Source organism: Epilithonimonas hungarica (assembly GCF_900102265.1).
Lineage (GTDB): Bacteria > Bacteroidota > Bacteroidia > Flavobacteriales > Weeksellaceae > Epilithonimonas > Epilithonimonas hungarica.
Genome location: NZ_FNBH01000001.1, coordinates 582,090 through 593,077 on the forward strand (window position 1 = coordinate 582,090; position 10,988 = coordinate 593,077).

The window sequence follows — 10,988 nt, forward strand, 5'->3', positions numbered from 1 at the left end:
TCTTTGCAAAAATAAGACTTTAAAAATTGAAACGCCGACCATTAACTAAATTTATTAATAGACAAAATGAATAGTATTTATTGTTTCTTAATCCAATTCAAAACATATTCGGCAACTTCTTCCCAACCTTTTTCACCACAGATAAAATGACTTCTCCCTTCAAAGATCTTCAAATCCAAAACGCTGTTTTTGTCCTTGTAGGAATTGGCAATTTTTGCAGTAAAGTCAGCCGGAAAAATAGCGTCATTAGAACCTCCGATGAACAATAGCGGATTGTGGGCTTTCTTAAAATCAACATTACCAATCGATTTCAAAAGCGGGTCTCTCGCCAATCTTCTACTTTCCGGAGCAGCAACTGTTTCATACAATTTATCACTTTCTTCTCTGGAATAATTATTGAAAAATGCGCGATGATACCAATCTTTTGTTCCAAGATATGGACTGTTTCCTTTGAAGAAATTGAAAACCGGCCAAACAATTTTTATAGTGGACAAAGGTGCCATTACATTTTTTGGAGGAGCGCCGTCTATGCTCACTCCGGCAACAGCTTTGTCCAATTCAATCAGTTTTTGAACCAATAATCCACCGAAAGAATGTCCTACAACAATCGGTTTTTCTGGAAGCGTATCAATGAATTTCACAAGATTGTCCAACGTTTGTTCAAAACTTACAGTTCTTAGTTCAGAAGGAATGTTTCTTTTCAATTCGACAGGATTTCCTGCGTGTCCAGGATTGGAAGGTGTGTGAACGGTGTAACCTTGGTTTTCGAAATAAGTTTTCCATTCTTTCCAGCTTGTATTGTTGACGAATAATCCGTGAATCAATACGATAGTTTTTGTTTGCATAATATTTTGATGTTTAAATTATGAGACAAAGTTCAGAAGATTGAATGAGGAAAACTTTAACCCAAGTTAAAATCGCATCATTTTGAAAAATAAATATTTATGAAGTAATTAATTATCTGGTCAATCGGAAAAATCTGCGATAGTTTTATTATAAAATATTTATTTGGGCAGCTTAATCCGCCTTTCGCTCCCAATCTTTTCACTCCACTACGTTGCGTAAAAAGGATTTCCGCTCAAGTCGGGCTGCGGGCAATTGTCTGCAAAACAGATTGTAAAATCCAAAGAACTCGAAGAGTTCAATATAAATGCCGTAGGTGCAACCTATGGAAATTAATGATATAAAAACTATTTCCCAGAAAGTCTTTTCCTAATCCGGCTAAGAGACGGTCCTTGAATTCCCAAATAAGACGAAATATGATAAAGCGGAACATTGTTAAAAATATCCGGATGTTGTTTGATGAGGTCAAGATAACGCTCTTCGGGAGATTTCAAAAGAAAACCTTCGATTCTGGTCATCGTCACATTGAAAGCTTCCTGAGCTAACAATCGACCGAATTTTTCCCATTGATGTGACTTTTGATACAATGAAAGCAAATCTGTATAACGAATATAAATAATCGAAGCGTCTGTCATCGCCTGTGTAAAATAATCACAGGGAATCTGATTGATAAAACTTTTGAAGGAAACCACGAATCCGTTTGCAGAATAGAGAAAAACATTTTTCTCTTCACCCGCCTTTTCGTCAATCGTATAAGAACGGAAAACGCCGTCAACAATAAATCCGAAATAAGTACAAACCGTTCCTCGAAGATTATAGAATTCACCCTTTTTGTAATCCTTCACAAACCAAAAATCGGAAGATAATTTGAAATCATCTTCGGAAAGTCCGGCAAATTGATTCAATGCGAATGTGAGTTTGTCTATTTCGGTCATTAGTTTAAGATTTTAAAGAGTTAGTTGTTTTAAAGTCAATTAGTTAAAAATATGAAAATAATTTCATTTCACAATACGAAACTCTAAAACTCTCTGATTCTCAAACACTAAAAATCATAGCCAACATCTACCAGAAAAAGCCCTTGTGCAGGCGCGGAAACTCCAGCAGAATTCCGGAATTTGTCTTCGATTATTTTTCTCAAATCGTCTGGAACAATTTTTCCAGTTCCGACTTCAACCATTGTTCCGACAATCGCTCGTACCATATTTCTCAGGAATCGGTCAGCAGAAATAGTGAATTTCAACTGATTTCCAAGCTGTTCCCATTCTGCCTTGTAGATTTTACAAATATTGGTTTTGTTATCGGTGTGGAGTTTGGCAAAACTTGTAAAATCATCATATTCGAAAAGGATTTTGCAGGCTTCATTCATCAAGTCAATATTCAAAGGTTTTTGACGCCAATATTGCCAGGAAGCATCTTTGGAAAAAGGGTCTTTTTCCAGCGAAATATAATATTCATAAGTTCTGTAAGTCGCACTGAATCTAGCGTGCATATCATCAGCAACCTCGAAAATTCTTTTGATAGCAATGTTTTCTGACAGAAAAGAATTGAGTTTATGAACTAAGTTTTCATCAAGGGTTTGTTCGGTTTCAAAATGGGCAAACATTTTCTTAGCGTGGACACCTGTGTCGGTTCTTCCTGCTCCGGTTGTTTTGATGGGTTCACGAAGAATCGTTGATAAAGCTTTTTCCAATTCCTCCTGAACAGAAATCTGTTTAGGCTGGATCTGATAACCAAAATAAGCCGAACCGTTGTAAGAAAACTCTATAAAATATCTCATCTCAAGGGCAAATTTCTTCTTTTTTTTTCAATTATTAAAGCAACTTATATTTTAATCGCAAAGACGCAAATGTTTAAGAATAAAAATAAATTCTTTAAGTCGCAAAATTTGCCTTTGCGACTTATAAACATATCGATTTTAGTTTTTTTTGTGCCTTTGCGTTAAACAAATAGTAATTCGTAATTTCGTGATTCGAAAAATCCTGAAAAATGAAACCTCTCAAAACAAATAAACTTTCCAATCCTGCCGAATTTATAAAACTGATGGTCATTATATTTGTGCTGGTTTCAGTTTTTCTTTTCAGTCAAGGGCTGTCACAAACCCAGATTATAGTCAACGTTATTGTATTGCTGATTCTTTTCATTGGTTTGCAACTCACATTCGTGATTCTATATAAAAAAGGTGTCAGGACTTTGGCATTTTGGATTCTGATAATTTTGCTGTTACTGGGAATGTCACTTGCAGGAGCAATTTGGTATTTTTCAAAATATGGGATTACTTTTCAGCTCTAACTTTTAATTTCAATTTCAAAATGAAACGCATTCTTCTTTTATCAGACACTCATTCTTATATCGATGACAGAATTCTTGATTATGCTAAAGACGCCGATGAAGTTTGGCATTGCGGCGATTTTGGGAATATGAATGTGATTGACGAACTCGAAAAAATAAAACCTTTGCGAGGTGTTTATGGTAATATTGACGAAGCTAAAATCCGAACGATTTTCCCCGAAGTTTTGAGTTTCAAATGCGAAGATGTGGATGTTCTGATGATTCATATTGGCGGTTATCCAGAACGATATTCGCCTTTGGCAAAAAAGGAAATTGCGGAGAGAAAACCGAAATTATTTATTTCCGGACATTCTCATATTCTGAAAGCGATGTTTGATAAAAAGAACAATCTTCTTCATCTTAATCCCGGTGCTTGTGGAAAATCCGGCTGGCACAAAGTAAGAACAATGATGCGTTTCACAATCAATAAAGATGAAATCAAGGATTTGGAAATCATAGAACTCGGAAGTAGGGTTTGAGAGTTTTAGAATTATAGAATTTGTGAGTTTTTTAATCATTTATAAATCATCATTTATCAATTATAATTAAGAATGAAAATTGGAGATTTAGTTTCTGTAATCGATGAAAATCTTAGAGGTAAGGTTCTGAAAATTATTGCCAATCAGGTGAAAATCGAGGATGAACACGGCTTTACTTACAATTTTTCGAAAGATAAATTAACAATCATCGATTCCGATTTATACGAAAATTCTCCAATTATCAAGAAAAAAGAAACTCCAAAAATTACCTCGAAAAAGCATAACAAAACACCTCTGAAACTCGACCTGCATTTTAATTTTTTGGTCAAAAATCCTTCAGATTATGATGCTTTTGAAAGATTGATGATTCAGAAAGAAAAGCTTTTGGAAACCATTGATTTTTGTAGAAAGAATAAAATCAAAACCTTACAAATCATCCACGGAATCGGCGACGGTGTTTTACAGAAAATGGTCTACGACGTTTTAGAAGGTCTTACCAATATCGAATACGACAGTGATGGATTTTTCTATCATCAATCCGGAAATGTCGAAGTCAAATTTTTATAAAAAAGTAATTATGTTCAGAAAACCAATCAGCCTTATTTTAATTTTAGTTTTTGCACTCAGTTTTGCTCAAACAGAATATAAAACAGAAAACAATATCTCTTATTATCCTGAGAATATTAGAAAAAGTGATTCTTACATCAATTCTCAATGCAAACTGAATTTCTATTATCCAACCAATGCTAAGAATTTCCCGACTGTTATTTGGTTCCACGGTGGCGGATTAACTGGTGGAAATAATGAGTTGCCAAAAGAATTACTGAACGAGAATATAGCTGTTGTAAGTGTAGAATATCGTTTGGCTCCCAAAGTAAAAGCGCCAGCTTATATAGAAGATGCCGCTGCAGCAACGGCCTGGGTTTTCGAAAATATCGAAAAATACGGAGGAAATAAAAATCTGATTTTCGAGTCTGGACATTCGGCGGGAGGTTATCTGGCAATGATAATCACGTTGGACAAAAAATATCTTCAGAAATATAAAATTGATGCAGACCAGATTGCAGGACTGATTCCGTTCAGCGGACAAGCTATCACACATTTTCAAATCAGAAAAGAACAAGGAATCCCTGAATTACAACCGACAATTGATCAATATGCACCACTATTCCACGTACGGAAAGATGCGCCGCCCATTGTTTTGATTACAGGCGACAGAGAATTAGAATTGCTCGGACGATACGAAGAAAACGCGTATTTGGCAAGAATGTTGAATCTCGTAAAACATCCTTCCGTAAAATTATTTGAAGAAGATGGATTCGACCACGTAAGTATGGCGCAGCCAGCTTTTCATCTATTGATCAAAGAAGTCAGAGAACTAACTAAGAAAATAAAAACACAGAAAAACTTACAATGATGTTTACACTACAACAAATTCAAGATGCGCATTCCAACGTAGAGAGTGGAAAAGGTTTTCCTCAATTCGCAAAAATAATTAGAGAAATGGGCGTCAAAAGTCTAGAAACTTTTGTAGAAGATGGTTCTACTAATTATTTAGGAAGCGATGGTTACAAAGTTTCTGCGCCCCAACAATACGCACCATTGTTAATCTATGGAATCCCAAATCCGGAGAAATTCTTATCTGATCTACGAAATCATCAGCAAGGCGCAACAGACTTTTTCCAGTTTTGTAAAGATTGTGCCGACAGCGGAATTTACAAATGGATTGTCGATATCGATGCAAAAATCTGCACCTATTACACAGAAAACGGAACAATCGTTTTTGAAGAACGAATCCCTATCTAGTAGGGATTTTTATTTTAATTCATCGAAACATCCTCCGGCGCATTCGCCCAAAGCAAAAATTCGCCACCCAGATTTTGCATAATATTTTTCCAGAGATTCTGGTCATTTGGGAGTGTGTAATCCAGATTGTAAACATCTACAATTGTCCACATTTTTCGCTGTAATTCGCCTTCCAGTTGCAAAGCGCCCCAACCCGAATATCCGGAAAAAACCTTGATATCCGAAATACTGATCTCACTATTCACAATCGCAGAAACCACAGAATCAATATCTTCGGTCAGGTAAAATTCCTGATTGATTTCTATGAAATTGTCCGTTACCTTTTGACCTTTCAGTATAAAATAAACCCTGTCACTTTCCACAGGCCCGCCCTCATAAAGTTCCACAGGGAAGCCGAAAATATTCAGAAGCCTTGAACTCATATTCTGATTCTTCTTGTTCAGGATAAGACCAAACGCCCCATTTTCATTATGGTCCACTATCAGAACGACCGAGCGCGAAAATATGTCGCCCGAAACATCAGGTGTTGATATTAAAATTTTACCTTTGTAAGAGTAATTCATCTATCAAATCTATAAAAAAATATTTTTTTGAAAAAGAATTCGGCGAAAATTTAAGTTAAAATTATATAGCTGAGAATATTTTGGGCAGCTATTCCGTCTTCCACTCCCAATCTTTTTGCCTAAGCATTTCCAGCCACAAAAAAGGATTTCCGTTCAAGCCGGGCTGTAGCTTCGCCAAGTTGAAGATTGGTCTGCCAATTATAATTTTCTCATAATTTGAATTTTTATCTTTGATGAGTTTTACGTCTTTGCGAACTTAAAACAGTTAGTATATAAAAAATCTTAGCGAACTTTGCGTTCAAATAATTTCCAGCACTCAAATCAAATGAACAACTCAGAAAACCTCCACGATAAAAGAAAAGTTTACGATAAATCCCAACTCATCGAAACCGAGATCAAAGAAAACCCCATCGAACAATTCCGCAACTGGTTTCTGGATGCCGAAGAAAATCCACAAGTTTCCGAAGCCAACGCAATGGCTATTTCCACCGTGGAAGAAGACGGATGTCCAAGAACCAGAATGGTTTTGCTCAAATCCTATAATTGGGAAGGTTTTATTTTTTATACCAATTACGATAGCCGAAAAGGAAAATCACTAGAGAAAACCCAGAAAGCTTGTCTCAGCTTTTTCTGGCCAAGCCTGGAAAGACAAATCATCATCAAAGCTAATGTTGAGAGAATTGCAGAAAATCTCAGCGACGGCTATTTTCATTCACGACCAAAAGGCAGTCAGTTAGGCGCTGCAGTTTCACCTCAAAGTCAGGAAATTCCTAACCGAGATTTCCTCGAAAATAAATTGAAAGACCTCGAAAAAGAATTCGAAGACAAAGAAATTCCAAGACCCGAAAACTGGGGCGGCTACATCGCAAAACCCTACGAAATCGAATTCTGGCAAGGTCGTCCAAATCGTCTTCACGATAGAATTCTTTACTCGTTGACAGAAGATTTTGATTGGAAGGTTTCCAGATTGGCACCATAAAAACTCCAGCAAATGCTGGAACTTTTATTTACTTCTCGATTTCAAAACCTTTTCAACATCTTCTAATGAAAAACCTTTAGCCTTCAGCAAAATCAAATAATGATAAAGTAAATCCGAAGCTTCATTAAGGAAAAGTTCATCGTTGTTGTCTTTGGCTTCTATGACGAGTTCCACAGCTTCTTCACCCACTTTTTGAGCCACTTTGTTGATTCCTCTTTTGTAGAGTTCATTGGTGTAAGATGTAGAATTATCGTTGTCAATTTTGTCAGAAATAGTTTGCTGCAATTCGTACAGAAATCCTTTATCAGTTTCTTCTTTAAAACAAGTTGTCGTTCCGTTGTGACAAGTTGGTCCGAGAGGTTTTGCTTTGATGAGAATCGTGTCTTTATCACAATCCAGCTTCCAATCAATCAACTTAAGGAAATTGCCGGAAGTTTCACCTTTTGTCCAAAGTCTGTTTTTGGAACGGGAGAAAAAAGTGACTTTCTTTTCCTGCAAAGTTTTATCAAAAGCTTCTTGATTCATATAGCCAAGCATCAGAACTTTCAGATTGAGATAATCCTGAATGATGACGGGAACCAAGCCAGTATTGTCGTCAAATTTTATAGTCATCGTATGGGTAGATTTTTAGATTTTAAATAATTTTTAAGTTCTGGAATTCCGATTTCGTTGAAGTGAAAAATACTCGCCGCTAAAGCTCCGGTTGCTTTGGTTTCTGTGAAAACGTCTTCAAAATGCTGCATCGTTCCAGCGCCTCCCGAAGCAATCACCGGAATATTGATTAATTCCGAAAGTGTTTTTGTAATGTCAATAGCGAATCCCGTTTTCGTTCCATCTGTATTCATCGAGGTTAGTAGGATTTCTCCGGCTCCCAGGTTTTCGACTTCTTTTGCCCAGGAAAACAATTCGTTTTCAGTTTCGATTTTTCCGCCGTTGCTGAAAACTTTATGTTGATTTCTCACAAATTTTGTATCAATCGCAACAACCATACATTGTGAACCAAATCGTTTGGCAACTTCGGTTATTAACTTTGGATTTGATAAAGCTGCAGAATTAATTGTGATTTTGTCCGCGCCATTTTTCAAAAGTTCTTCCACATTTTCCAAAGCATTAATTCCACCACCAACAGTAAAAGGGATATTGATGTTTTTAGCGATTTCCTTCACAAGTGGAATCAAGGTTTTTCTACGTTCGTCGGTTGCGGAAATATCCAAAAAAACCAATTCGTCTGCACCTTGCTGAGAATATTTGATGGCCATTTCCACAGGATTTCCGACTTCTTTTAAATCCAGAAAATTGACACCTTTTACAGTTTGTCCATTTTTGATATCGAGACACGGAATGATTCTTTTTGCTAACATTAGAGAAATGGTTTTAAATCGTTGAACGTGATTCTGTTTTCATACAAAGCTTTCCCGATGATTGCGCCTTCACAATCTAATGATTTTAATTGAACTAAATCATTAGTAGAAGTAATTCCGCCAGAAGCAATCAGTTTGATGTCAGGATTTTGAGAAATTATTTTTTCATATAATTCAAAAGAAGGACCTTCCAGCATCCCATCTTTATCGATGTCTGTGGAGATAACGTACTCGATTCCTTTGTCTATTTTTTCTTTTATGAAATCATAAATATTATTTTCACTTTCTTCCAGCCAACCGGAAATTGCGATTTTTTCCTGTCGTGCATCAGCTCCCAAAATAATTTTTTCGGACCCATATTTTTCAAAACTTGCTTGAAATAATTCTGGATTTTTCACAGCTACACTTCCAAGCGTAATCTGATTAGCGCCGCTTTCAAAAGCAATTTTAATATCTTTTTCAGATTTTAAACCACCGCCGAAATCGATGATTAAATTGGTTTGATTTGAAATCTGTTCTAAGATTTTATAATTGATGATTTGATTCTGTTTTGCACCATCCAAATCTACCAAATGCAGAAACTCGATTCCGTTGGCTTCAAAGTTTTTGGCAACGTCCAGAACATTGGAATTATAAATCGTTTTCTGACTGTAATCGCCTTTGGAAAGCCTGACGCATTCGCCGTTGATGATGTCTATTGCTGGGATGATTCTCATTTTATATTGATATTTTGCAGACAGAATTTATTCTTAAACTCTCGCAGATTTAATAGATTTGGTAGATTCATTTTAAAATCTGCTTAATTCGCGAAATCTGCGAGAAATTTTTAAACTAATATTTATTATAATTTTAAAAAGTTCTCTAATATTTTGCTTCCCAAGATTCCGCTTTTTTCGGGATGAAACTGAACGCCGAAAAAGTTTTCTTTTTGCAAAGCTGTGCTGTAAGCTTCAGAATAATCTGTCGTTGCAATTGTGCTTTCGTTTTTCGCAACGTAGTAACTGTGAACGAGATACGTGTAAGTCTGCTCCGGAATGTTTTTAAACAAGTCTGATTTCAAATCATAAATCTGATTCCACCCAATCTGTGGAACGAGGACAGAATCCGGAAATTTTCTAACCGAAACATCGAAAATTCCTAACGCTTTTGTGTCGCCTTCCTCCGAGTCTTTGCAAAGCAATTGCATCCCAAGGCAAATTCCCAAAAGTGGCTGTTTTAGTACCGGAATCAGCAAATCCAGCTGGGTTTCCCGCAAAGAATTCATCGCAAAAGATGCTTCGCCAACACCTGGGAAAATGACTTTGTCCGCATTGGAAATCTCGTCTGGATTGCTCGTAATCTTCGCCGAAAAACCCAGCCTTTCTATCGCAAAAAGCAGACTTTGGACGTTTCCAGCTTTGTAATCTATGATAACTGTGTTCATTATTTTTAATTTTGAGATGATAAATAAAAGACTGATAGATACAAGATTCAAAGTCTATCATCTATCTGTCTATTACAACATTCCTTTTGTAGATGGTAAAATCATTTTGTCAGGGTCGCGTTTTACGGCAGATTTCAGACATTTTGCGAAGGCTTTGAAAATCGATTCTATTTTGTGGTGTTCGTTTTCGCCTTCCGCTTTGATATTGAGATTTGCTCTTGCAGAATCGGAGAAGGATTTGAAGAAATGGAAGAACATTTCGGAGGGCATTTTTCCTATCATTTCACGTTTGAAATCCGCTTCCCAAACAATCCAGTTTCGGCCGCCAAAATCCAACGCCACCTGCGCCAAACAATCATCCATCGGCAAAACAAAAGCGTAACGTTCGATTCCTAATTTGTTTCCTAATGCTTGGTAAAACGCTTCTCCGAGGGCAATTCCAGTATCTTCAATCGTGTGGTGTTCGTCCACTTCCAAATCGCCATCGACTGTGATTTCCAAATCCATCTGGCCGTGTTTCGCAATTTGGTCGAGCATATGGTTAAAGAATGGAATTCCAGTTTCAATGTTGGATTTTCCGGTTCCATCGAGATTTAGATTGATTTTAATTTTGGTTTCGTTGGTGTTTCTGATGATTTCAGAAGTTCTGTTTTCGAGTTTTAAGAATTCGTAAATCTCTTTCCAGAAAGTTGTTTTTAATCCAATGACATCTTCTAGTTCATCATTTTCTAAAATCTCATTTGCACCAAGATTTTCATCGTTGTTAATAAAAATCGCTTTTGAATTGAGGTTTTTCGCCAGTTTCACATCGGTAATTCTGTCGCCGATAACGAAAGAATTTTCTAAGTCGTAAATTTCTTCATCAAAATATTTTGTCAAAAGTCCTGTGTTCGGTTTTCTGGTTGGCGCATTATCTTTGGCGAAGGTTTTATCAATGAAAATATCTTCGAATCTGATGTCTTGGCTTTCAAATGTTTCAATGATGAAATTCTGAATCGTCCAAAAGTTTTCTTCTGGATGAGAATCTGTTCCCAAACCGTCCTGGTTGGTCACCATTACCAATTCGTAATCCAGTTCTTTGACAATTTTTGAAAGATAAGTGAAAACCTGCGGATAGAATTTCAGCTTTTGAAAAGAATCAACCTGATAATCTTCTGGCTCGAGAATCAAAGTTCCGTCGCGGTCTAAAAATAATATTTTTTTCAT

At 36.4% G+C, this 10,988-nt stretch carries 15 protein-coding genes; 6 read left to right on the forward strand and 9 right to left on the reverse strand.

Annotation, left to right across the window (positions count from 1 at the left end; genetic code table 11):
• Window positions 1–77 precede the first annotated feature (77 nt).
• The 3 genes from BLT30_RS02760 to truA all read right to left on the reverse strand — a co-directional run bounded on the left by BLT30_RS02760 (window position 78) and on the right by truA (window position 2,620).
• Window positions 78–845 carry an alpha/beta hydrolase gene (locus BLT30_RS02760; RefSeq protein WP_089871197.1) on the reverse strand — a complete coding sequence of 256 codons (768 nt, stop codon included), beginning with the start codon at window positions 843–845 and terminating at the stop codon, window positions 78–80.
• 345 nt (window positions 846–1,190) lie between these two features.
• On the reverse strand, window positions 1,191–1,778 hold the full coding sequence (locus tag BLT30_RS02765; RefSeq protein WP_089871198.1) for a Crp/Fnr family transcriptional regulator: 588 nt from the start codon (window positions 1,776–1,778) through the stop codon (window positions 1,191–1,193).
• A gap of 107 nt (window positions 1,779–1,885) precedes the next feature.
• Window positions 1,886–2,620, reverse strand: coding sequence for a tRNA pseudouridine(38-40) synthase TruA (truA, locus tag BLT30_RS02770; protein ID WP_089871200.1), 735 nt, complete (start codon window positions 2,618–2,620; stop codon window positions 1,886–1,888).
• A gap of 209 nt (window positions 2,621–2,829) precedes the next feature.
• On the opposite strand from truA, the gene BLT30_RS02775 reads away from it, so the two are divergent.
• From BLT30_RS02775 to BLT30_RS02795, 5 genes are all read left to right on the forward strand, one after another.
• Entirely contained in the window at window positions 2,830–3,132 is a 303-nt protein-coding gene (locus tag BLT30_RS02775; protein ID WP_089871202.1) for a hypothetical protein, read from the forward strand.
• Window positions 3,133–3,152: 20 nt separating this feature from the next.
• Entirely contained in the window at window positions 3,153–3,650 is a 498-nt protein-coding gene (locus BLT30_RS02780) for a metallophosphoesterase family protein (protein ID WP_089871203.1), read from the forward strand.
• Between the two features lie 72 nt (window positions 3,651–3,722).
• The gene (locus BLT30_RS02785; protein ID WP_089871205.1) at window positions 3,723–4,217 is read left to right on the forward strand and encodes a Smr/MutS family protein; all 495 of its coding nucleotides are present in this window, start codon (window positions 3,723–3,725) and stop codon (window positions 4,215–4,217) included.
• Between the two features lie 10 nt (window positions 4,218–4,227).
• Window positions 4,228–5,067 carry an alpha/beta hydrolase gene (locus BLT30_RS02790; protein WP_089872865.1) on the forward strand — a complete coding sequence of 280 codons (840 nt, stop codon included), beginning with the start codon at window positions 4,228–4,230 and terminating at the stop codon, window positions 5,065–5,067.
• Entirely contained in the window at window positions 5,064–5,456 is a 393-nt protein-coding gene (locus BLT30_RS02795) for a DUF1398 domain-containing protein (RefSeq protein ID WP_089871207.1), read from the forward strand. The genes BLT30_RS02790 and BLT30_RS02795 overlap by 4 nt, the downstream gene beginning before the upstream one ends.
• 14 nt (window positions 5,457–5,470) lie before the next feature.
• Here BLT30_RS02795 and BLT30_RS02800 read toward each other — a convergent pair whose 3' ends face one another.
• Complete coding sequence (locus tag BLT30_RS02800; RefSeq protein WP_089871209.1) at window positions 5,471–6,019, reverse strand: YqgE/AlgH family protein; 549 nt, start codon at window positions 6,017–6,019, stop codon at window positions 5,471–5,473.
• A 325-nt stretch (window positions 6,020–6,344) separates the two neighbouring features.
• Between BLT30_RS02800 and pdxH the strand changes: the two genes are divergently transcribed.
• A complete protein-coding gene (gene pdxH, locus BLT30_RS02805) occupies window positions 6,345–6,998 on the forward strand; it encodes a pyridoxamine 5'-phosphate oxidase (RefSeq protein ID WP_089871211.1) in 654 nt (217 codons plus the stop codon).
• A 24-nt stretch (window positions 6,999–7,022) separates the two neighbouring features.
• On the opposite strand, the gene hisIE is transcribed toward pdxH, so the two are convergent.
• From hisIE to hisB, 5 genes are all read right to left on the reverse strand, one after another.
• Window positions 7,023–7,610: a bifunctional phosphoribosyl-AMP cyclohydrolase/phosphoribosyl-ATP diphosphatase HisIE gene (hisIE, locus tag BLT30_RS02810; protein WP_089871213.1), complete on the reverse strand. Its 588-nt coding sequence runs from the start codon at window positions 7,608–7,610 to the stop codon at window positions 7,023–7,025.
• Window positions 7,607–8,359: an imidazole glycerol phosphate synthase subunit HisF gene (gene hisF, locus BLT30_RS02815; protein ID WP_089871214.1), complete on the reverse strand. Its 753-nt coding sequence runs from the start codon at window positions 8,357–8,359 to the stop codon at window positions 7,607–7,609. Before hisF ends, hisIE begins: the two co-directional genes overlap by 4 nt.
• Entirely contained in the window at window positions 8,359–9,075 is a 717-nt protein-coding gene (hisA, locus tag BLT30_RS02820; protein ID WP_089871216.1) for a 1-(5-phosphoribosyl)-5-[(5-phosphoribosylamino)methylideneamino]imidazole-4-carboxamide isomerase, read from the reverse strand. The genes hisF and hisA overlap by 1 nt, the downstream gene beginning before the upstream one ends.
• 125 nt (window positions 9,076–9,200) lie before the next feature.
• Window positions 9,201–9,782 (reverse strand): imidazole glycerol phosphate synthase subunit HisH, encoded by a 582-nt coding sequence (gene hisH, locus BLT30_RS02825; protein WP_089871218.1) that lies wholly within the window; start codon window positions 9,780–9,782, stop codon window positions 9,201–9,203.
• Between the two features lie 72 nt (window positions 9,783–9,854).
• Entirely contained in the window at window positions 9,855–10,988 is a 1,134-nt protein-coding gene (hisB, locus tag BLT30_RS02830; RefSeq protein WP_089871220.1) for a bifunctional histidinol-phosphatase/imidazoleglycerol-phosphate dehydratase HisB, read from the reverse strand.